We start from the raw sequence: 20,095 nt of genomic DNA on the forward strand, positions 1-20,095 counted from the left end.
CATGTCGTCGTCTCCATCGTCCCGCGCCCAAGAGGCCAGAGAAGCTATCGCTGTCCGGTTGCGTGAGCTTCGCCTAGACGCTGGAATCACGGCGCGTGAGTTGGCCGTTCGCTGCGGGTGGAGCGAATCAAAGTCATCACGCATCGAGCATGCCAAAACGCCAGCGAGTGACGCCGACATTCGAGCGTGGTGCACAGCGTGCGAGGCGCCGGCGCAGGCTGATGAACTAATCGCCGCCAACCGGCAAGCAGATTCCATGTACGTCCAGTGGAAGCGGCTACAGCGCACAGGGCTGCGACAGCTACAGGAGTCCGGCGTACCGCTGTATGAGCAGACGCGGCAGTTTCACGTCTACTGCTCGAACGTGGTGCCGGGGTTCTTCCAGACACCGGGCTATGCAACCGCACTGCTGACCTCGATCGCCAGATTCCGGGGCACACCCGACGATGTTGCAGACGCCGTAACAGCGCGCGCGAATAGGTCCCACGTCATCCGTGAAGGTGACCACAAATTCGCCGTCCTGGTTGAAGAGGCAGTTCTGCGTTATCGGATCGGCAGCGCAGAAGTGATGGCCGCGCAGCTTGGCCACTTGCTTGCCGTCATGGCGCTGCCGTCGGTGTCGCTCGGGGTCATCCCTTTCACCGCGCCCCGGACATCATGGCCGCTGGAGGCTTTCACCGTCTTTGACAGTCAGCGGGTGCATGTCGAAACACTGTCGGCATCCATCAAGGAGACTCAGCCAAGTGACGTGGCGCTGTACCTTAAAGCGTTCGGGAACCTCAAAGAGATTGCCGCCTATGGGGCTAACGCTCGAACGCTGATCACGTCTGCCATCAACGCATTGACATAATTGACGCACCGTCAGGGAAGCAACTAGCCCCGTACCAACCACCAGGAAGGCAGCGGCAACGGGGTGTCTTGCCTTCACTTGCTCAGAGAAACCTACACAGGGGCGCCGCATGCGGTGCATCATCAGGTCATGCTTGCGAGTCTGCTTCCAGGGTTCCGCCACCTTCGTACGCCGTTTGCTGTCGGCGCACTGTGCGTGTTCCAGCTATGGATATTGTTCGGAGAGTCGGTGCCATCGCGCAACGAGGCCAACGGTTTACTTGAGCGTGTCTATTTACTGGGAGAGGTGGCAGGCAGACCTATAGTGACCGCAATCATTGCGTTTGCGCTTTACCTCATAGGCGACGTCATGAGGATCCCATGGAGGCGGATAGCAAAGCTCAATTGGATCTTCTTGGGTGAACTCGCGCTCGTGACTGCAGAGGATATGGTCGCCTTGCGGACCTACGCTTTGAAGGCTTTTCGTGTGCGTGGCGTGACTGACCCATATTCAAACCGAGTTGCGATGCTTGTGGATAATATCCAGTTTGAATTTCCTGAACTGCGTACACATCTCATCGGAAATAGTGTGGACGTCTACATGGAAAGCGACCGACTTAACGCGGAGGGGGAGTTCCGCATAAATGTTGCAATATATTCCGTGCCTCTGTGGGTCGTTCTCGCGGTCAGTTGGTCTCCTTGGTTCCTCTTCAGCGCCGCCGCTTCACTTGTGCTGTACATGAACGGGGTCGGTGCATTCCGGTCCGCCAACGGCCTTCTTGTTCAGTCCGTCATCGCGGAATTTGTAACGTCACGGTATTTCGAAGAAGAAAAGCAGGAGGACGAAGCAAGCGTACCGAACTCTGGAGCGCCCGCCATTGAACCCCTCCACCGACCGTTCACTATCCGACCCAATTCCGGATCACCCACCGAGAGTAGTGAAGCTCCGGCCAGTGAGTGACCAAAGCATCAAACGGGGGTGGTTCTCTCCGCGCAATCGGCTTGAGTTGCTGCGGTAGGAAATCACCTCCCTGCCGAGTGGCTAGTGAGAGGGGAGAGCCATCCCTCAGGGGTAGGTCCGTGGACACTGTCGGTTCCTGGAAAACCCTGCATGCTGGGTACTGGTGCAGGCATACTCGATGTGTGAACAAGCGAGAACGTTGGTTCAGCGAAGGGGCGCCGCTGCTCCGGCAAGTGTTGGAACGGATTGGGCGCGCTGATCGGTTGCCCAGCGATGATGCCTACTACGCGTGCCCATGCTGTTTGTATGCCTTCCCATTTGAGGCGATTGCAGCCCAGAAATTGACCATTGAGCATGTGCCGCCGGAAGCACTCGGCGGAAAGGGAATGCTGCTCACGTGTAAGCGCTGCAACAATGACGCGGGACGAGACTTTGACTCCCAGGCGCAGAAACGTGCCGACTTTCACAGCATGATGGCCGGCAAGGGAACGAAGCGACCCATGCGGGCTGTGTTTGAAGCAGGAGGAATCGAGATCAACGGGGAGGCTCTGAGTACGGGGAATGGCTGGTTTTTGCAAGGTGTACCTAAGCAGAATCGCAAGGAAAACCTCGACGCTCACGAAAAGGCTCTTCGAGCGCAGTCTGATCGAGGGGAAGAATCTGGCCTCAAGTTCACAATTAAGCAGCGCTTTTCGACAGAGCGTGCTGATATGTCATGGGTCCGATCGGCCTATCTGGCTGCATTCTCCGCACTCGGGTGGAGCTACATCCTCCAGCCAGCGCTAGACCCAATCCGAGAAAAACTCAAGTCGGACGCTCCATCTGTCCTGCCGTCCATTATCGGTTTCAACCCTGAAACTGACCTTGCGGCAAGAGAAATGATGATCGTTCAGGAGCCCAAAAGTCTCAGCGGTCTCCTTGTGGTCATCGGACACTACTCCATGTGGCTCCCCGATCCTTGGGGAACTCTTAGCCTCGATCAGTTGGCGGACTCTCTTTCGAGGTTGCGTGATGATGCAGGCAAGGTCCAATACGACTTGAGGGGTCAGATGGTGCCTTGGCCCAGCAAACCCATGTACGTGCTGGACAGGCTGGAGTCGTAGCGGCAGCACACATCCCAGCAACGAATGTGAGGTTTTCAGCCGGCTGCGACTCCTCGGGTGCGTCAGCACATGCGCTTGACCAACTGACCTGCACCCCGGGAAAATTGGCGCCATGGACGCAGGATTGGCGGCGGTGCTCGGGGCACTGGCGGGGTCAGTGGCAACGATTGGCGCAGCGCTGGCAACAGGATGGGCTCAGCGGGAAGGCGCGCGTATCACCGCGCGGGCAGAACATCGACGGGAAAGGCGTGAGCCGCGTTACAACTTCTACAGGGATCTCATCAACGAAGCGTCCAAACTACGGGACTCATCCGCACCCTTCAGGCTGCATCCAAACCTGTATCCGGTACTTGACGACGACGTGGAAACGCGCTGGACGCAGATGGCGACTGCAATCAAGGAAGCGAGCACGGAAGCCGCCCTAGTCGGACCAGCCATGGTGAGCGATGCGGCCATTTCACTCGCACGAGGCGCTTCAGAGCTGTTGGTCGAACTGCGGGTATACAACATGGTTGATGAAGAGGGACAGCGGGAAGGCCGTGTGCGATTGTTCGAGCAGTCGCAGGAATTCTCGTCCAGCCTCACTACTTTCATCGTGGCAGCGCAGGCCGCGCTAGATGACGACGGCAGTCGGAAGTAGGCCGGCGCTACTCGCCCTCAGCCTTTAGACGTCTACGGCGCTCGCGCTGATATTCTGTCTTGCACTGTCGGCACCAGGGCTGAACACCTCGGCGAGCCTCAAGCGCGAACTCTCGGGCGGGCTTTTCCTGCTCGCAGCGAGAGCACCAATGCGGGATGGCTTCCCAGCGCGCTATGTATTCGTGGTAGCTTTCCATCGGGTCACGCTCCGTGTGTAGAACCAGGTCTAGGACTGGGCGCGCACCTCAGAGACCTCCCCCGCGTTCTCGGCCCCCTAGGGGGTAAGGGGTACACCCGCACCCCTATCGCCCCAATCGGACATTAGGTGCGACTACGTAATGTGATCGCTCGGTCAATGCCAATGCAATGCGTGATGCATGACGGAACAGGCCGGAGCACATACCGAATTGGTAGGTGACTCCGGCCCACTCCGCTGCGTGATCAGCTCTGAAGCATGTGCCGAGTGAACGCACTGGCCGCAACACGAGCCTTGCGCAGTTCGGCAAGAGCGAGGTTCGTACGAGCGGCAGCAGAACGCTTCGGGTCGCCGCTCCCTACGGCTGCCCTAACCACTTCAGTGCCGACTATGGTCAAAACTGCCTCGCGCATGTCCGGGTCAATTCCCTGCGCGTCGAGGAAATCCCCTAGGAAGCGCTGATCGGCCACCAGGGCGCCGACTCCGTCACTGCGCTGAGCAAGCCGCTTCAGCGTTTCGGCCAGCTCCCCATGCCTGCCGATGTGGCGCTGAGTCAGCATTTGAAGGTCAGCGCGAGCGGGCATCGAGTCTGCTGCCGAAATGCGCGGGCGGGCAGCTTCATACGTGAGTGCGGCAGCCACCTGGATCTGATCGTCAGCCTTCGCAAGCGACTCTGCGACCTTGTCATCGGCCGTCTTAGTTGCCTCATTCGCCAGGAGTTCGCGCCCCTGAGGGTAAATCGTGACGTCGTTTCGGAAGGTGTCTGCCTTACGCCGAGCCTCGTAGGCAGTGTGCAGTGTCGAGGTGATCGCCATGGAAGCGTCACGGACCATATCCCGAAGATCAGCGGGCAGGTTGTTGCTCGTGTCGGCGTTGCTGCTGAATGCGGCAGCGTGAGCCTTGGCAGTCCTCGCCAGACCAGCAACGGCCACGTCAGCCTGATTGGGGGCGCTCGGGCGCATGGCATCGAAAGTCGGCGGGTCGGCCTCGGTGCCGGAACCGGTGAATTCGAGAGGGGTTTCAGTCATGGTCAGTTCTCCTTCTTGTCGGTGGCGACACGCTGAACAGCGCGCCACAGGGAATCGCCGATGCGCTGTAGCTGTTCGGTAGTCAGATCGTTGGGGATGCGAAGCTCATCCCAGACGGCGTAATACGCAGCTTCCTGCGCTTCGCGGGTGGATAGATCCCAAGCTTCGCGGCGCAGCTTGGCAGTGGCGATGCAGTCGGCTACCCAGCGCAGACGGGAAGTGCGGGATTTGCGGCCTCTCTTGCTCATGCGCTGCGTTCGCGCTGGGCGTTCAGCAGAGCCACATAGCTAGCGAGTAGGCCCGTGAGTACTTCGACGCCGTCTAGGTCTATTTCGTCGGCGGATTCCAGAGCGGTCGCGAGCGACACAATCAGCGTGGAAAGGGCGGGACGTTCACGCAGCTTGGCGCCGGGCATGGTGGCGGGTGTGGGCACGTGTGCTCCTGGTAATCGAAGATTTCAGCCGGCTGAGGCTTGGAGCCTGGTCAGCGGGCGTGTGTGTGCGGACTTGCGCCGTTAGCGCGTGCGACCCCAGAGGTGGTCTAGGCGCCGACTCCGCTCGTGCTCAGCGTCCAGCGCGCAGGGGCTACAGAAGGGCGAGTAATGCTCTGGCTCGTCGCTGTAGAGCAGAAACTCGGGACCCTCGCGCCGGGACAGCTCCACTAGCTGCCATTCCGCTGCGGGTTCAACTGCGCAACCGGTGCAGGTGTATTCGTCAGGCTCGCCGCGCAGATAGCGAACACGGGCCAGCGCATTGGCCACGTCAGCGGCAGCTTGGGGGTGGCGCTTCGCGAACCTGGTTAGGCGCGCGTCGCGCTCGCGTAGTCGGCGGTGAATGTCCATGGGGTTTCTTTCTGAAGGCATGAGAGAGGGCCTGTACGCCGTTCTGAGCGACGTGCAGGCCCTTCGCGTGAGTTGGTATGTCAGGGGCGCTTAGAGGCTCTGTGGGAGGCTGTACGGCAGCGCGGTGAGCAGAACTTGGGCGGTCGGCCACGGCCGGACCATTCCATCCATTCGCCGCAGTGTGCGCACCACAGGTCATCCTCACGGTCGTTACGTGCGTCGAATGCCGCCTGATGCAGGGCAGTTTGAAGCTCCGCGCATTCCGCGCCGGCATCCTCATCGAAGTCGCAGAACGTCTGCTTTCCCCGACGGGGCCGGAAGGTGGCGCCACACAGTCGGCAGACCTTCTCAGCGGGCGGAGTGGCATTCCGGCGACGGGAACGCATCATGCATGCGCGCGAGCAGAAACGGGTTTGCCGACCGGTCAGCCACTCCGGGCAATCTTCACATTCCCGGGGGGTTCCGAGACCGATCATGGTGAGTCCAAGGGATCGTGTGGGGGCGGTGCACCCCCTCAACCACTCTTTCCCGGAGGTTCGGTGGCCTGTCCCACTGTGACGTAGCGAAACTCGATGAAGCGTTACCGTTCGCCTATTTCCATTAGAATCTATAGAGGAATGTGTGTAACGGTAACAACAGATCTAGTTTCATAACAGCGCAGGTCAGAGGGGGTTTGGGCTGTGTAGTTTCCCTCCGTGCTGTGTAGTTACCGCTTGCGCTTCCGCTCGGCGTCACGCTTCCGGCGGCACGAATCGCCACAGAATTCCGGCCAGCGAGCCTTCACGCGCACCGGTCTGCGGGTAGAGAAACTGTCCCCGCAGACCTTGCACTCTCGGTAGTTGATTTTGTAGGCGCCATACGACTCGACATGTCCGCGCAAGTCGCCTGTCAGGTGGCAGCGCTTCGGCAGAGGTAGCCCGTCCCACAAACCGCGCTGAATTACGGAGCCGCCGGATCCGATCACCTGCCACTTCCCGCCCTCGCTGCTGACGGCTACGCCCTGAGTCAGCAGATAGGCCACACGCAGCACGCTGTCACGGTTGATCTCGGCGGCGTCCGGCACATCGAGTGGGCGAGTGCCACGGCCATGTGCGCTGAAGCCGCCAGCGGCCAGCAGTGAGCGAATGGCGGCGTCGTAGGCAGGATCGTCAAGGGTGGTTAGGTCAAGGGGCATGGTGGTGTCCTCCGTGATTCCGCCGTGTTCTTTGGATCGGGGGTGGGCGGCGTGGTGTGCCTGCGCCGTTCGCCGCTCTCGATGTGCCTCTATCGAGTCGGTGACCAGCCTGAGAGCAAATAGGGGCGAAGCCAGGCAAAATAATTCCGGCATATGTGGGCATCCTTGGAGTGTCTGTCTCCATGCTCATGTCAATAAGGTGCCGTGTGTTCATGACAAGGCTTGGCCTGCCTGCCTGTGAGCCCCGTGCGGTCGTCTGAGGGCATGAATAAGGGCCCCGGCCGGAGTTCTGACCAGGGACCCCCAGAACGGCGCCTACAGGGGCGCCTAGACCCACTCGATGGACACGCGCCCCTCGATCACAGCCTTGGCTTTGTTCCCCCGACTCTTCTCGCCGGCGAGTGCCTTACGCACGACGATGCGTTTGCAGAACAGCGCCACGAACTCTCGGCGGTCAGCGAGGGATGCCGACTCCCACCAAGACCCCGGGCCCATCGGGTCGCCATTATCCGACTCGGTCCACCCGCTGATCGGAAGCACCATCGAACCAGCATCGCCGAGTTCCTCAAGTCGCCGATCTGCGGCGCCTACTCGTGCTTGCTGAACCTTGATATCCGACTGCCAGCGCTCACGGCCGATTTCGTCGCCCCGATACAAGTCGGCGTCGTCGTAGAGCTGTCGCAGAGCAAGCAGTGCATCGGCCCGCTCATGCAGCACCGTTTGCCGTTCCTGTGCAGCCTCGGGCGTCTCGTTGATTTCGGCGTAGTGCGCTGATACCCGCTCAAGAATTGCGCGCGATTCCTCATCCCACTCTGCGGCATCAATCAGCGCGAAGATCCGGCGCACCACGTAATCATCAAGCGCCATACGACTGATGTAGGAACGCCCCTCATGGTCGCCGGGCTTGTTCGGGTCGACCGGCTTGCCTGATGGGCGGTTGCAGAAGTAGCTAGGGCGCTCCGAGTTGTTCGCACTCTTGGAGCAGCCGCACGCGCAGATCAGGATTCCCTGAGACGACAGCAGCGCCGTAGTGCGGTGCTCATTCATGCGGACCGGACGGGCGTCGAGCCATTCCTGAACGGCGAACCAATCCGCCTCGCTGAGAATCCGTTCCCATGCGCGTAGCGGCTTGCCCTCAGTGTCACGGCGGACACGGTGACCAGTCACGCGACCCTGAGCGTTGTAGACGGCCTCAGCGTCGAACCCAGCAAGGTGCGGGTGCCGAAGCATTCGAATCAGAGTCTTGGGGTGCCAGGAACTACCCGCCGTGCGCTTACCGCGCGATGCCCCCAGGGTCGAAACACCCTCGGCATTCAGCGTCGCGCACATCGAGTGCACAGAGTCCGTACCGGCGAGCAGAGCCTTAGCGATTCGCTCGATAACTGCGGCCTCATCGGGCTGAGTTACGAGTACCTGAATCGCAACAGGCTTACCGTTCGGTGCCGTTCGAGTTTCCTGCTTGAGTCGGCGGCCGTACGGCGACTTACCGCCCACGTAGCCACCCAGGGAGCGAGCCAGCGCAGCAGCGTCGCGGACAGCAGTGCTCTTGTTCTTGGACTCCTGATAGGCAGCGTCAAGCCGGAAAATCAGGTGGATCAGGTCCATCACTTCGCCGGGACGGAACACGCCCTCAGCGACAGAGACGATCGTGACACCCAGCGACATGAGTTCATTGACGATCGGGATAGCGTCGCGCGGTTCGAGCCGAGAAAGGCGGCTGATGTTATAGACGACGAGGACGTTGATTCGCCCCATGCGGCAGTCTCGAAGCAGCCGCTCGAAATCAGGTCGCTCGGTCCCGCTGTACGCGGATATGCCGACGTCCTCATAGTGACCACACCAGGCAGCGTCGCCACCCTGGCGGGCGGCCTCAGCGGCGAACGACTCGAACCGAGCGGCGTTGGCATCGCGCTGGGTTGCCGGGCTTGCCTCGCTGCCGTTGACCCGTCCGTAGGACTGCCGTGTGTAGCCTGCGACGTGCAGATTCATACCGACTACCGCCCGAGGTGTTGTCATGGCCGAAGTTAGCCATCGTTCGTGGGAATACGCAACCGTGCCGCTGCTCGTCCACGCCACGAAGCAGATTCTGGACACCTGGGGCGAGGACGGCTGGGAGCTCGTCCAGGTCGTGCCCGGGCCGAACAACCCCGAGCAACTCGTGGCCTACCTGAAGCGGGAGAAGCAGGCGTGAGCGCGGTCGAGGAGAAGCTCGCCGAGCTGGGCCTGACGCTGCCGGAGGTCGTGCCTCCGCTGGCCGCGTACCAGCCGGCCGTCCAGTCCGGGGTGTACGTCTACACCGCCGGCCAGCTGCCCATGGTGGAGGGCAAACTCCCGGTCACCGGCAAGGTGGGCGCCGAGGTCACCGCCGAGGAGGCCAAGGACCTCGCCCGCACGTGCGCCCTGAACGCCCTCGCGGCCGTGAAGTCGGTGGCGGGCGACCTGGACCGTGTCGCGCGCGTGGTGAAGGTGGTGGGCTTCGTGGCCTCGGCCCCGGACTTCACCGGCCAGCCCGGCGTCCTCAACGGCGCCAGCGAACTCCTCGCCCAGGTCCTGGGCGACAAGGGCGTCCACGCGCGCAGCGCGGTCGGCGTGGCCGTGCTTCCGCTGGACGCGCCGGTGGAGGTCGAGCTCCAGGTGGAACTCACGCAGGCGTAGGCGACGGCGTTGGCGCAGGCCCTCGGCGGTGCGGCTGTCGAGGCTGCCCACCGCCGGGTGTCGGCCGCCGCGCGGAGAGGCTGAACATCGCTGAACGGCACCGTAAATGAGCGGCCCGCCGCCCTCCCGGCAGGGCACAGTGGCCCCATGGCCGACACCGTCCTCCGAAGCGGGCTGGACGCCCAGGGGTACATCGCGCGCGAAGGGGCGCTCGGGCGCGTCCCCCATGCGTTCCGGCCCGTCGTCGCCGCCGCGCGCGACCGCCTGCTGGATGTGTTCGGGGCGCGGCTGCACAGCGCCTACCTCTACGGGTCGATTCCGCGCGGCACCGCGCGCGTGGGGCGCAGCGACCTGGATCTGCTGGTCGCCCTGCGCGAGGAGCCGACCGAGGCGGATCGCACGGACGCGCGCGGGCTCGACGAGGGGCTGGACAAGGAGTTCGCGCAGATCGACGGGGCGGGGACGCTGCTGTGCAGCCGCAGACAGCTGCTGAGTGACCTGGAGCGGTACGACGGCGGGTGGTTCGTCGCCTGTCTGTGCACGCCCCTTCTGGGGGACGATCTCGCCGAGTATCTGCCGCGCTACCGGCCCGACTCGCTGCTCGCGCGCGAGACGAACGGCGATCTCGGCCTCCTGCTGCCTCGGTGGCGGGCGCGGATCGCCGGCGCCGACGACAGCGATGACGCCCGACGGCCGCTCGTCCGGTTCATGTCGCGGCATCTGGTGCGGACGGGGTTCACGCTGGTCATGCCGAGCTGGGGTGGGTGGACCAGCGATCTGGTGGAGATGGCGGACGCATTCGGGTCGTACTATCCCGCGCGGGCCGAGCAGATGCGCACCGCGGCCCTGCTCGGGCGGGAGCCGACCGGAGATGCGGCCGTCCTCCGGTCGTACGTCGAGGACCTCGGCCCCTGGCTTGAGCAGGAGTACGCGCGTGTGCACGGCGTGAAAGCCCCCCGGCCCGAGTGACGACGCGCAGGGGCGGCCCTCGGCTCGCCTAGATGAGCCCGTGCTCCTCCAGGTAGTCCAGCTGCGCCCGTACCGACAACTCGGCCGCGGGCCACAGGGAGCGGTCCACGTCCGCGTACACGTGGGCGACGACTTCGGCCGGGGTGCCGTAGCCGTCCTCGACGGCCGTCTCGACCTGGGCGAGGCGGTGGGCGCGGTGGGCGAGGTAGAACTCGACGGCGCCCTGGGCGTCCTCGAGGACGGGGCCGTGACCCGGGAGGACGGTGTGCACGCCGTCGTCGACCGTGAGGGACCGGAGCCGCCGCAGGGTGTCCAGGTAGTCGCCGAGGCGGCCGTCGGGGTGCGCCACGACCGTCGTGCCGCGCCCCAGGATCGTGTCGCCGGTCAGGACGGCCCGGTCGGCCGGCAGGTGGAAGGAGAGCGAGTCGGCGGTGTGGCCGGGCGTCGGGACGACCCGCAACTCCAGGCCGCCGATGTCGATCACGTTTCCGGCGCCGAGCCCCTCGTCGCCGAGCCGCAGCGCCGGGTCGAGGGCACGCACGTGGGTGCCGGTCAGTTCGGCGAAGCGTACGGCGCCCTCGGCGTGGTCCGGGTGGCCGTGGGTGAGCAGCGTCAGGGCGACGCGCTTGCCGGCCTTCTCGGCCGTGTCGACGACGTTGCGCAGGTGTCCCTCGTCCAGCGGGCCCGGGTCGACCACGACGGCGAGGTCCGAGTCGGGCTCGGACAGCAGCCAGGTGTTGGTGCCGTCCAGAGTCATCGCGGAGGGGTTGGGCGCGAGGACGTTGACGGCGCGGGCGGTGGCGGGGCCGGAGAGAACCCCGCCTCGCGGCTGGCCGGGGAGGGCTGCTGCGTCCGTCATACGAGGGGGCCTTCCAGGGCTGTCGGCACTGCGGGAGCTTCGGGAACCGCGGGTGCTGCGGACACTGCGGGCAAGGTCATGCGGGGGCTCCGCCGGTCGGGATGTGCTTGGTGAACTCGTCGTGGCCGGGCCAGGACAGCACGATCTCGCCGTCCTCCAGGCGGGCCTGCGCCAGGACGGGCGTGAGGTCGCGTTCGGGAGCGGCGGCGAGAGCCTGAGCGGCGCTGTCGTACGGGGTCAGCTGGCGCAGCGTCGCGATGGTGGGCGGCATCATCAGCAGCTCGCCCTTGTCGTACGAGTCGGCGGCGTCCGCGGGACGGATCCACACCGTGCGGTCGGCCTCCGTGGAGGCGTTGCGGGTGCGCTGGCCCTCCGGGAGGGCGGCGACGAAGAACCACGTGTCGTAGCGGCGGGGTTCGAACTCCGGGGTGATCCAGCGGGTCCAGGCGCCCAGCAGATCCGAACGCAGCACCAGTCCCCGGCGGTCCAGGAACTCTGCGAACGACACGTCCCGGGCCACCACGGCTGCGCGGTCCGCCTCCCAGTCCTCGCCGGTGGTGTCACCGACGACGGAATCGGGGGTCGGGCCGGCGAGCAGGACGCCCGCCTCCTCGTACGTCTCCCGCACGGCCGCGCAGACGATCGCCTGGGCCGCCGCCTCGTCGACGCCGAGCCGCTGGGCCCACCACGCGCGCGTGGGGCCCGCCCAGCGGATCTGATGCTCGTCGCGAGGATCGACACCGCCGCCCGGGTAGGCGTACGCCCCGCCCGCGAAGGCCATGGACGCCCGGCGGCGCAGCATGTGCACGGCCGGGCCGGTGCCGGCGTCCCTGAGCAGCATGACGGTGGCCGCGCGTTTCGGGGCGGCCGGGGTCAGGTTTCCTTCCGCAAGTGCGCGGATTCGGTCCGGCCACTCCGGTGGGTACCACTGCCCGTTTGCCATGGGCGGAGGCTATCTCCTGGTGCGCGGATGTTCGAGGGGTGGCCGATCAGGGCGCAGGCAAACGCGCCGGGGCCCCGCCTCACGGAGAGACGGGGCCCCGGCGTCGTACGGCTCGAGATGCGCCTGGCGCTGACTCGGTGTGCCTAGCGCGAGCGCTTGGCCAGCCGCTCCACGTCCAGCAGGATCACCGCGCGGGCCTCCAGGCGAAGCCAGCCGCGGCCTGCGAAGTCGGCCAGCGCCTTGTTGACCGTCTCGCGGGATGCGCCGACCAGCTGGGCCAGCTCTTCCTGCGTCAGGTCGTGCACGACGTGGATGCCCTCCTCGGACTGCACGCCGAAACGGCGGGAGAGATCCAGGAGTGCCCGGGCCACGCGGCCGGGGACGTCCGAGAAGACGAGGTCGGACATCGCGTCGTTGGTGCGGCGCAGACGGCGCGCGACGGCGCGCAGCAGCGCGGTGGCCACCTCGGGGCGGGCGTTCAGCCAGGGCTGGAGGTCGCCGTGGCCCAGGCCCAGCAGCTTGACCTCGGTGAGCGCGGTGGCGGTCGCCGTGCGCGGGCCCGGGTCGAAGAGGGACAGCTCGCCGATGAGCTCGCCGGGACCTACGACGGCCAGCATGTTCTCGCGGCCGTCGGGGGACGTCCGGTGAAGCTTTACCTTGCCCTCGGTGACGACGTAGAGCCGATCGCCCGGGTCGCCCTCGTGGAACAGGGAGTCGCCACGTGCGAGGGTCACCTCACTCATGGAGGCGCGCAGTTCCGCGGACTGCTCGTCGTCGAGAGCCGCGAAGAGCGGATTGCGCCGCAGAGGGTCGTCCACGAGTTCTCTCCTTGTCGACCTGCTCAGGGGATCGCTCCCCCGCGTACCAGGGGACCGTGCTCCCCATTTTGCCGGACGGTCCAAACAGTGTGATCTGTCACAAGGATGCCGCACAGGTGTCCCGAGGTAAGCGGCAGGGGTCCAATTGGGGGCCGATCTTCAGGGTCCGGGGCGGATGTCAGTGCCGGGCTTTAGGCTGGCCGGGTGTCCAAATCGCCGGTGAGAGCACAGGCCAAGGGGGCTGGGCGGGTGGTTGTACGTCGCGATTCCGCTGTGGGCGAACAGAACCCTGGTGGCGGACGGAAAACGGCAAAAGCGGCGAAAAAGGCGCCGGGTGAGTCGGTGGCACGTGGCGAGAAAGCGGCGGTGAAGTCGGACGCTGCTGAGAAGGCCGCCGGCGGTGAGCAGCCGGGCGGTGCGGAGGCGTCGACGGGCGCAAAGAAGGCCGTGCCCGCAAAGAAGGAAGCCGGCGTGGGCGTGAGGAAGGGTGCGGGCGTGAAGAAACAGACGGCCGCCAAGAAGTCGACAGCCGCCAAGAAAGCCACGCCTGCCAAGAAAGCCGCTCCCGCCGAGAAGACGGCAAGCGCCAAGAAAACGGCGAGCGCGAAGAAAACGCCTGCGGCGAGGGCGAGCACGAAGAGGGCGATCAGTAAGAAACCGGCCATCGTCCCCGAGAAGGCCACTGCCTCGGTGAAGGGCGCCTCTGCCGTCAGGACCGTCACCCCGAAGCCCCCCACGGCCGAGTCCCGCACCGCCCTCGTCCGTCGCGCCCGCCGTATCAACCGTGAGCTCGCCGACGTCTACCCGTACGCCCACCCCGAACTGGACTTCGACAACTCGTTCCAGCTCCTGGTCGCCACCGTCCTGTCCGCCCAGACGACCGACCTGCGCGTCAACCAGACGACTCCCGCGCTCTTCGGCAAGTACCCCACCCCGGAGGATCTTTCGGCCGCCAATCCGGAGGAGGTCGAGGAGATCCTCCGTCCGTGCGGTTTCTTCCGGGCCAAGACCAAGTCGGTCATGGGCCTGTCGAAGGCTCTGGTGGAGAACCACGGCGGCGAGGTCCCCGGCCGGCTCGAGGACCTGGTCAAGCTGCCCGGCGTCGGCCGCAAGACGGCCTTCGTCGTCCTCGGCAACGCGTTCGGCCGCCCCGGCATCACCGTGGACACGCACTTCCAGCGGCTGGTGCGGCGCTGGCAGTGGACCGAGCAGACGGACCCCGACAAGATCGAGGCCGAGATCGCCGCGCTGTTCCCCAAGAGCGACTGGACGGACCTCTCGCACCATGTGATCTGGCACGGCCGCCGCATCTGCCACGCCCGCAAGCCCGCCTGCGGCGCCTGCCCCATCGCGCCGCTCTGCCCGGCCTACGGCGAGGGCGAGACCGACCCCGAGAAGGCGCAGAAGCTCCTGAAGTACGAGAAGGGCGGCTTCCCCGGCCAGCGACTCAAGCCTCCGCAGTCCTACCTCGACGCGGGCGGCAAGCCGGCCCCGCCGCTGGGGGCCGGATGACGCGGCCGAGCGGACGGGCTGCCGGGGGCTCGGAACGGACCGGTCGACGGTCGGCATGCCCGCGTACGGCCCGCCCGGAACCGTTCGAGCAGCGGCGGGCGTGTGGTCGTACGGCCACCTTCGGGTGGACGGGATGCCGTTCGGTGGGCGAGCGGGCGGGTCGGCCGGAACGATCTAGGTGCCGTCGGGCGTTGGACCGGGCAGGACGAGGGGGGTGGCGATGACGCGGGCGAGCGATACACAGGGCGGGCCGGTGGTGCTCAGCGACGAAGGGCTGCCGGCCTGGCTGGCCCCGGTGGTGCGGGTGGTGGAGACGGTCGAGCCGATGCAGCTGAGCCGCTTCCTGCCGCCGGAGGACGGCGCGGGGCGCCAGTCGGCCGTACTGATCCTCTTCGGCGAGGGCGAGCGCGGGCCCGAGCTGCTGCTGATGGAGCGCGCCAGCTCACTGCGCTCCCATGCCGGACAGCCCTCCTTCCCGGGCGGCGCCCTCGACCCCGAGGACGGCGACCCGCAGGCCGACGGGCCGTTGCGGGCCGCTCTCCGCGAGGCCGAGGAGGAGACCGGGCTCGATCCCGGCGGCGTCCAGCTCTTCGGCGTCCTGCCCAAGCTGTACATCCCGGTGAGCGGCTTCGTCGTGACGCCCGTGCTGGGCTGGTGGCGCGAGCCGAGCCCGGTCGACGTCGTCGATCCGAACGAGACGGCCCGCGTCTTCACCGTCCCCGTGGCGGATCTCACGGACCCGGACAACCGCGCCACGACCGTCCACCCGAGCGGGCACCGAGGTCCGGCGTTTCTGGTCGAATCGGCCCTGGTCTGGGGCTTCACAGCCGGCATCATCGACCGTCTGCTGCACTACTCGGGCTGGGAGCAGCCCTGGGACAGAAGCAAGCAGGTCCCGCTCGACTGGCGGTCATGACAGGGTGGCCTCCGTGAATGTGCTGGACATCCTGTTGCTGGTCGCCGCCGTGTGGTTCGCGATCGTGGGCTACCGCCAGGGCTTCGTCGTAGGCATCCTGTCGGTGATCGGCTTCCTCGGCGGCGGTCTCGTGGCCGTGTACCTCCTCCCGGTCATCTGGGACGCGCTGACCGACAACGCCGAGGTGAGTACGACCGCCGCCGTCGTCGCGGTCGTCGTGGTGATCGTCTGCGCCTCCGTCGGCCAGGCCCTGACCACCCACCTCGGCAACAAGCTGCGCCGGTACATCACCTGGTCCCCGGCCCGCGCCCTGGACGCGACCGGCGGTGCCCTCGTCAACGTCGTCGCGATGCTGCTGGTGGCCTGGCTGATCGGCTCCGCCCTTGCCGGGACCACCCTGCCGACGCTCGGCAAGGAGGTCCGTAGCTCCAAGGTGCTGCTCGGCGTCTCGCGGGCGCTGCCCGACCAGGCGGACACCTGGTTCGCGGACTTCTCCACGGTCCTTGCGCAGAACGGCTTCCCCCAGGTCTTCAGCCCGTTCTCGAACGAACCGATCAACGAGGTCAAGCCGCCCGACCCGGCCCTGGCGGCCAGCCCGGTGGCCACCCGCGCCCAGCGCTCCATCGTCAAGGTCATGGGCACGGCGACGAGTTGCGGCAAGGTGCTGGAGGGCACCGGCTTCGTCTTCGCCGACCGCCGCGTCATGACCAACGCGCACGTCGTCGGCGGCGTCGACGAACCCACCGTCCAGATAGGGGGCGAGGGCAGGAAGTACGACGCCACCGTCGTTCTCTACGACTGGGAGCGCGACATCGCCGTACTCGACGTGCCCGACATGGACGCGCCCGCACTGCAGTTCACGGCCACCGACGCCGAGAGCGGCGACAGCGCGATCATCGCGGGCTTCCCGGAGAACGGGGCGTACGACGTGCGTGCCGCGCGCGTGCGCGGGCGTCTGCCGGCCAACGGCCCGGACATCTACCACCGCGGCACCGTGCGCCGTGACGTCTACTCGCTGTACGCGACGGTGCGTCAGGGCAACTCCGGCGGCCCGCTGCTCACGCCCGAGGGCAAGGTGTACGGCGTGGTCTTCGCCAAGTCCCTCGACGACGCCGAGACCGGCTACGCGCTCACCGCGGACGAGATCCAGGAGGACATCGTCAAGGGGCGTACCGCCAACCAGCAGGTGGACAGCGACAGCTGCGCGCTGTAGTCCCGGGTGCCGGAACAGGGCCGCGGGGCGCGGCCGGTGTCAGGTGCGCGGGTGGCGCAGCCGCACCGAGACCCAGCGGGCCCGGCGGCGCAGAATGCGCGGAATGCCCACCCGTAGGTCCGAGCCCGGCATCTGCGGGGCGGTGCCTCGCTGGTGGGAGCTCAGCCCAGCGGCCGAGCGGCGATTGCGTGCTGCGTCACTGTAGTCGTGCGTCCAGCCCATACCCCGACGTCTGCCCCTGCCCCAAGGTCGATAACCGCCCCCAGGGCCCCCAATTGGCCTATGCGCCAGGCAATTGGCTGTTCGTAGTACACCTGTTCAGATCCGGATACCGGGCGCGTCGGCGCGGTCACCGATCGGGTTCGGGATCTTTCAGCCAGTTGATCAGTTCGGTGGAGAAAGCGACCGGGTCTTCCTCGTGCGGGAAGTGCCCGAGCCCGTCGAACAGCCGCCAGCGGTACGGCGCTTCGACGTACTCGCCGGACCCGGCCGCGCTGCGCGTACGCATCACGGGGTCGAGCGAGCCGTGCAGATGCAGTGTCGGGACGCGCACCGGGCGCTTCATGCGCCGGTTGAACTGGATGCCGTCGGGACGGGCCAGCGAGCGCACCATCCAGCGGTACGGCTCGATGGAGCAGTGCGCCGTCGACGGGATGCAGATCGCGCGGCGGTACGTCTCCACCGCCTCGTCGTCCGGCAGGCGCGGGCCCGACCAGTCCCGGACCAGCCGCGCGACGAGCGCCCCGTCGTCGGCGGTCAGCTGCCGCTCGGGAACCCAGGGCCGCTGAAACCCCCAGATGTAGGAACTCGCACCCGTCTGCTTGACGTCCGAGAGCATCGCCGACCGCCAGCGCCGCGGGTGCGGCATGGAGGCGACCGCGAGCCGCCGCACGAGCTTGGGACGCATCACGGCCGCCGTCCACGCCAGATAGCCGCCGAGGTCGTGTCCGACCAGCGCGGCGTCGGGCTCACCGAGCGAGCGGACCACCCCGGTGATGTCGAGGGCGAGGTTGGCAGGGTCGTAACCGCGCGGGGTGCGGTCGCTGCCGCCGACGCCCCTGAGGTCCATCGCCACCGCCCGGAAGCCCGCGTCGGCGAGGGCGACGAGCTGGTGCCGCCAGGCCCACCAGAACTGCGGGAAGCCGTGCAGCAGCAGCACCAGCGGGCCGTCGCCCATCTCGGCGATGTGGAAGCGCGCACCATTGGCGGCCACGTCCCTGTGTGTCCAGGGACCATCGGGTCGTACGACCGAGGCAGGTTGCGCCGAGGGGGTGGCGGGATCCGTCATGACGACGAGCGTGCCACAGCCTCGATGGCCGCGGGCGACCGGTCCTCCAGCTCCGGTGCCGTCAGCGGGGCCGGACGCGGATGCGGCTTGGCGTTCTGCAGGACGCCCGCCGTCTCCTTCACCGAGGCGGCGACCTTCTGCGGACCCTGGCTCTTCTTGGCCTTCTTCGCGAACAGGACTCCGATCAGCGCGAGGACGAGCGCAATCAGGACATTCGCCGCGAAGGACAGCACGAAGCAGATCGCGAGGTTCCAGTCGCTCCAGGTCCGAATGCCGTACGCGAGGGCGAAGTTCAGCATCGGCAGCGAGAACACCAGCACCGCGGCGGCCACCGTGAACGCGCCGCCGCTTGTCGCGCCGCGCTTGACGTCCTGCTTGAGCTGCGCTTTCGCCAGTGCGATCTCGTCGTGCACCAGCGCCGACATCTCGGTCGTCGCCGAGGCGAACAGCTGGCCGATGCTGCGTTCGGCGCCGACCGGGCTGCCGTCGGGTGCGCTCATCGCGGTCTCCCTCGTAGTCACGGTTCCGTCTTCTGCCTGACTGGGTACGGTTCCGTCTTTTGTGCCGTCCCGTCAGATCATGCCCGACGCTGCTCTTCCTCGCCTGCCCCGCCCGCCACTTCGGCAAGCGCGTGGCGTGCGGCGACCTGCTCCTCGGCGATACGGCGGTGCTCGGCGGCCTTGCGGTCGTGGATGGCGGCCATCCGCAGGTGGTACTCCGGAGTGTCCTGCTCGTAGATATCCGGAATGCCGCTCTCGTCCTCGTCGCGCTCCTCGGCCTCGACCATCGTGCGGTACTTGGCGTTCCGGATCTTCAGCAGCACCGTCGCCAGAATCGCTGCGATGAGGGAGCCCAGCAGCACGGCGGCCTTGACCTCGTCGGTCAGCGTGGCGTCGCCGCCGAAGGCGAGCTCCCCGATGAGCAGCGAGACGGTGAAGCCGATGCCGGCGAGGGTCGCCACGGCGAACACGTCCGCCCACTCCAGGTCGTCGCTGAGCGAGGCCTTGGTGAAACGTGCCGTCAGCCATGTGCCGCCGAAGATCCCGATCGTCTTGCCGACGACGAGCCCGAGGACCACGCCCAGCGTCTCCGGCTGGACGAACACGTCACCGAGCGCACCACCGGAGACGGCCACGCCGGCGCTGAACAGCGCGAACAGCGGCACGGCGAGTCCTGCCGACAGGGGGCGTACGAGATGCTCGATGTGCTCGCCGGGGGAGTGCTCCTCGCCCTCGCGCCGGGTGCAGCGCAGCATGAGGCCCATCGCCACGCCCGCGATGGTGGCGTGGATGCCGCTGTTGTACATCAGCGCCCAGATGACGAGTGCGAGCGGAACGTACAGGTACCACCCGCGTACGCCCTTCCTCAGCAACAGCCAGAAGACGCCGAGCCCGACGACGGCACCGCCCAGGGCGGCGAAGTCGATCCGGTCGGTGAAGAAGATCGCGATGATCAGGATCGCGAACAGGTCGTCGACGACGGCGAGCGTGAGCAGGAAGGCGCGCAGGGCGCTCGGCAGGGAGGTGCCGATGACGGCGAGCACGGCGAGCGCGAAGGCGATGTCCGTGGCGGTCGGGACGGCCCAGCCCGCCGACGAGCCGCCTCCGACGACGTTGGTCAGCGTGTAGACCAGCGCGGGCACCGCCATCCCGCACAGCGCGGCGACGACCGGCAGTACGGCCGCCTTGGGGTCCCTGAGATCGCCGGCGACCAGCTCACGCTTGAGCTCGATACCGGCGACGAAGAAGAAGATCGCGAGGAGTCCGTCGGCGGCCCAGTGCTCGATGGACAGATTCAGCCCCAGGGCCTCGGGGCCGAGGTGGAAGTGGCTGACGCTCTCGTAGCTGTCGTGCAGTGCGGGAACGTTTACCCAGACCAGCGCGGCGATCGCGGCGACCAGCAGCAGTACACCACCGACGGTCTCGGTGCGCAGCGCGTCCGCGACGAAGTTCCGCTCGGGGAGGGACAGCCGCGCGAAGACCTTGCGGGCGGGAGCGGTGGTGCGGGACGCGGCCACGAGGGAGACCTCCGGTCGGTGGGCAGGACAGAACACATGCCGACCAGACTTCCCGGCGCACCTGAGGGTGAGGCTGTTTTTGGTTAGTTTACCTAAGGGCGCGTCGGGGTGCATCCGTCGAGTTCCACCGTACGT

Annotated in this window: 22 protein-coding genes; 10 read left to right on the forward strand and 12 right to left on the reverse strand. The window is 66.5% G+C overall.

Going from position 1 to position 20,095, the window contains the following annotated elements:
- Position 1 precedes the first annotated feature (1 nt).
- From ACZ7M7_RS35545 to ACZ7M7_RS35560, 4 genes are all read left to right on the forward strand, one after another.
- Positions 2–850, forward strand: coding sequence for a helix-turn-helix domain-containing protein (locus ACZ7M7_RS35545; protein WP_472124196.1), 849 nt, complete (start codon positions 2–4; stop codon positions 848–850).
- A gap of 129 nt (positions 851–979) precedes the next feature.
- On the forward strand, positions 980–1,789 hold the full coding sequence (locus ACZ7M7_RS35550; RefSeq protein WP_472124199.1) for a hypothetical protein: 810 nt from the start codon (positions 980–982) through the stop codon (positions 1,787–1,789).
- Between the two features lie 182 nt (positions 1,790–1,971).
- Complete coding sequence (locus tag ACZ7M7_RS35555) at positions 1,972–2,892, forward strand: HNH endonuclease (RefSeq protein ID WP_472124201.1); 921 nt, start codon at positions 1,972–1,974, stop codon at positions 2,890–2,892.
- A 112-nt stretch (positions 2,893–3,004) separates the two neighbouring features.
- On the forward strand, positions 3,005–3,532 hold the full coding sequence (locus tag ACZ7M7_RS35560; protein WP_472124204.1) for a hypothetical protein: 528 nt from the start codon (positions 3,005–3,007) through the stop codon (positions 3,530–3,532).
- Between the two features lie 440 nt (positions 3,533–3,972).
- Here the strand turns inward: ACZ7M7_RS35560 and ACZ7M7_RS35565 are convergent, their stop codons facing one another.
- The 5 genes from ACZ7M7_RS35565 to ACZ7M7_RS35585 form a co-directional block, all read right to left on the reverse strand.
- A complete protein-coding gene (locus ACZ7M7_RS35565) occupies positions 3,973–4,755 on the reverse strand; it encodes a hypothetical protein (protein ID WP_472124207.1) in 783 nt (260 codons plus the stop codon).
- Positions 4,756–4,757: 2 nt separating this feature from the next.
- Complete coding sequence (locus ACZ7M7_RS35570; RefSeq protein WP_472124210.1) at positions 4,758–5,003, reverse strand: hypothetical protein; 246 nt, start codon at positions 5,001–5,003, stop codon at positions 4,758–4,760.
- Positions 5,000–5,188, reverse strand: a complete 189-nt coding sequence (locus ACZ7M7_RS35575; protein WP_472124213.1) for a hypothetical protein — start codon at positions 5,186–5,188, stop codon at positions 5,000–5,002. Before ACZ7M7_RS35575 ends, ACZ7M7_RS35570 begins: the two co-directional genes overlap by 4 nt.
- 1,114 nt (positions 5,189–6,302) lie before the next feature.
- Positions 6,303–6,770 (reverse strand): hypothetical protein, encoded by a 468-nt coding sequence (locus ACZ7M7_RS35580; protein WP_472124216.1) that lies wholly within the window; start codon positions 6,768–6,770, stop codon positions 6,303–6,305.
- A gap of 327 nt (positions 6,771–7,097) precedes the next feature.
- Complete coding sequence (locus ACZ7M7_RS35585) at positions 7,098–8,759, reverse strand: recombinase family protein (RefSeq protein WP_472124218.1); 1,662 nt, start codon at positions 8,757–8,759, stop codon at positions 7,098–7,100.
- A 25-nt stretch (positions 8,760–8,784) separates the two neighbouring features.
- Here ACZ7M7_RS35585 and ACZ7M7_RS35590 point away from each other — a divergent pair, with 25 nt between their 5' ends.
- From ACZ7M7_RS35590 to ACZ7M7_RS35600, 3 genes are all read left to right on the forward strand, one after another.
- The gene (locus ACZ7M7_RS35590) at positions 8,785–8,961 is read left to right on the forward strand and encodes a DUF4177 domain-containing protein (protein ID WP_403030629.1); all 177 of its coding nucleotides are present in this window, start codon (positions 8,785–8,787) and stop codon (positions 8,959–8,961) included.
- Entirely contained in the window at positions 8,958–9,425 is a 468-nt protein-coding gene (locus tag ACZ7M7_RS35595; RefSeq protein ID WP_383610498.1) for a RidA family protein, read from the forward strand. The genes ACZ7M7_RS35590 and ACZ7M7_RS35595 overlap by 4 nt, the downstream gene beginning before the upstream one ends.
- Before the next feature lie 147 nt (positions 9,426–9,572).
- Positions 9,573–10,394 carry a nucleotidyltransferase domain-containing protein gene (locus ACZ7M7_RS35600; protein ID WP_472124222.1) on the forward strand — a complete coding sequence of 274 codons (822 nt, stop codon included), beginning with the start codon at positions 9,573–9,575 and terminating at the stop codon, positions 10,392–10,394.
- Positions 10,395–10,422: 28 nt separating this feature from the next.
- On the opposite strand, the gene ACZ7M7_RS35605 is transcribed toward ACZ7M7_RS35600, so the two are convergent.
- The 3 genes from ACZ7M7_RS35605 to ACZ7M7_RS35615 form a co-directional block, all read right to left on the reverse strand.
- Positions 10,423–11,253, reverse strand: coding sequence for an MBL fold metallo-hydrolase (locus tag ACZ7M7_RS35605; RefSeq protein ID WP_427840600.1), 831 nt, complete (start codon positions 11,251–11,253; stop codon positions 10,423–10,425).
- Between the two features lie 76 nt (positions 11,254–11,329).
- Positions 11,330–12,196: an NUDIX hydrolase gene (locus ACZ7M7_RS35610; protein ID WP_383610507.1), complete on the reverse strand. Its 867-nt coding sequence runs from the start codon at positions 12,194–12,196 to the stop codon at positions 11,330–11,332.
- Between the two features lie 143 nt (positions 12,197–12,339).
- The gene (locus tag ACZ7M7_RS35615) at positions 12,340–13,014 is read right to left on the reverse strand and encodes a Crp/Fnr family transcriptional regulator (RefSeq protein WP_007492020.1); all 675 of its coding nucleotides are present in this window, start codon (positions 13,012–13,014) and stop codon (positions 12,340–12,342) included.
- A gap of 447 nt (positions 13,015–13,461) precedes the next feature.
- On the opposite strand from ACZ7M7_RS35615, the gene nth reads away from it, so the two are divergent.
- The 3 genes from nth to ACZ7M7_RS35630 all read left to right on the forward strand — a co-directional run bounded on the left by nth (position 13,462) and on the right by ACZ7M7_RS35630 (position 16,655).
- Positions 13,462–14,526 (forward strand): endonuclease III, encoded by a 1,065-nt coding sequence (nth, locus tag ACZ7M7_RS35620; RefSeq protein ID WP_472124499.1) that lies wholly within the window; start codon positions 13,462–13,464, stop codon positions 14,524–14,526.
- A 220-nt stretch (positions 14,527–14,746) separates the two neighbouring features.
- Entirely contained in the window at positions 14,747–15,442 is a 696-nt protein-coding gene (locus ACZ7M7_RS35625) for an NUDIX hydrolase (RefSeq protein ID WP_383610509.1), read from the forward strand.
- A 13-nt stretch (positions 15,443–15,455) separates the two neighbouring features.
- Positions 15,456–16,655 (forward strand): MarP family serine protease, encoded by a 1,200-nt coding sequence (locus tag ACZ7M7_RS35630; protein WP_383610512.1) that lies wholly within the window; start codon positions 15,456–15,458, stop codon positions 16,653–16,655.
- 39 nt (positions 16,656–16,694) lie between these two features.
- Here ACZ7M7_RS35630 and ACZ7M7_RS35635 read toward each other — a convergent pair whose 3' ends face one another.
- From ACZ7M7_RS35635 to nhaA, 4 genes are all read right to left on the reverse strand, one after another.
- Positions 16,695–16,877: a hypothetical protein gene (locus ACZ7M7_RS35635; protein WP_383610515.1), complete on the reverse strand. Its 183-nt coding sequence runs from the start codon at positions 16,875–16,877 to the stop codon at positions 16,695–16,697.
- A gap of 127 nt (positions 16,878–17,004) precedes the next feature.
- Complete coding sequence (locus ACZ7M7_RS35640; protein WP_383610518.1) at positions 17,005–17,943, reverse strand: alpha/beta fold hydrolase; 939 nt, start codon at positions 17,941–17,943, stop codon at positions 17,005–17,007.
- Positions 17,940–18,443: a phage holin family protein gene (locus ACZ7M7_RS35645; protein ID WP_383610521.1), complete on the reverse strand. Its 504-nt coding sequence runs from the start codon at positions 18,441–18,443 to the stop codon at positions 17,940–17,942. The genes ACZ7M7_RS35640 and ACZ7M7_RS35645 overlap by 4 nt, the downstream gene beginning before the upstream one ends.
- Positions 18,444–18,520: 77 nt before the next feature.
- Positions 18,521–19,960: a Na+/H+ antiporter NhaA gene (nhaA, locus tag ACZ7M7_RS35650; protein ID WP_472124228.1), complete on the reverse strand. Its 1,440-nt coding sequence runs from the start codon at positions 19,958–19,960 to the stop codon at positions 18,521–18,523.
- Positions 19,961–20,095: the final 135 nt, after the last annotated feature.

The organism is Streptomyces sp. NPDC111606, from assembly GCF_055656945.1.

Excerpts from the sequence above, each read along its gene's own strand:
- ACZ7M7_RS35560 (WP_472124204.1), top strand. The coding sequence starts at position 3,005 with ATGGACGCAGGATTGGCGGCGGTGCTCGGGGCACTGGCGGGGTCAGTG.
- ACZ7M7_RS35545 (WP_472124196.1), top strand. The coding sequence starts at position 2 with ATGTCGTCGTCTCCATCGTCCCGCGCCCAAGAGGCCAGAGAAGCTATC.
- ACZ7M7_RS35610 (WP_383610507.1), bottom strand. The coding sequence starts at position 12,196 with ATGGCAAACGGGCAGTGGTACCCACCGGAGTGGCCGGACCGAATCCGC.
- ACZ7M7_RS35585 (WP_472124218.1), bottom strand. The coding sequence starts at position 8,759 with ATGAATCTGCACGTCGCAGGCTACACACGGCAGTCCTACGGACGGGTC.
- ACZ7M7_RS35640 (WP_383610518.1), bottom strand. The coding sequence starts at position 17,943 with ATGACGGATCCCGCCACCCCCTCGGCGCAACCTGCCTCGGTCGTACGA.
- ACZ7M7_RS35590 (WP_403030629.1), top strand. The coding sequence starts at position 8,785 with ATGGCCGAAGTTAGCCATCGTTCGTGGGAATACGCAACCGTGCCGCTG.
- ACZ7M7_RS35635 (WP_383610515.1), bottom strand. The coding sequence starts at position 16,877 with ATGGGCTGGACGCACGACTACAGTGACGCAGCACGCAATCGCCGCTCG.
- ACZ7M7_RS35645 (WP_383610521.1), bottom strand. The coding sequence starts at position 18,443 with ATGAGCGCACCCGACGGCAGCCCGGTCGGCGCCGAACGCAGCATCGGC.
- ACZ7M7_RS35550 (WP_472124199.1), top strand. The coding sequence starts at position 980 with ATGCTTGCGAGTCTGCTTCCAGGGTTCCGCCACCTTCGTACGCCGTTT.
- ACZ7M7_RS35565 (WP_472124207.1), bottom strand. The coding sequence starts at position 4,755 with ATGACTGAAACCCCTCTCGAATTCACCGGTTCCGGCACCGAGGCCGAC.
- ACZ7M7_RS35570 (WP_472124210.1), bottom strand. The coding sequence starts at position 5,003 with ATGAGCAAGAGAGGCCGCAAATCCCGCACTTCCCGTCTGCGCTGGGTA.
- ACZ7M7_RS35580 (WP_472124216.1), bottom strand. The coding sequence starts at position 6,770 with ATGCCCCTTGACCTAACCACCCTTGACGATCCTGCCTACGACGCCGCC.
- ACZ7M7_RS35625 (WP_383610509.1), top strand. The coding sequence starts at position 14,747 with ATGACGCGGGCGAGCGATACACAGGGCGGGCCGGTGGTGCTCAGCGAC.
- ACZ7M7_RS35600 (WP_472124222.1), top strand. The coding sequence starts at position 9,573 with ATGGCCGACACCGTCCTCCGAAGCGGGCTGGACGCCCAGGGGTACATC.
- ACZ7M7_RS35605 (WP_427840600.1), bottom strand. The coding sequence starts at position 11,253 with ATGACGGACGCAGCAGCCCTCCCCGGCCAGCCGCGAGGCGGGGTTCTC.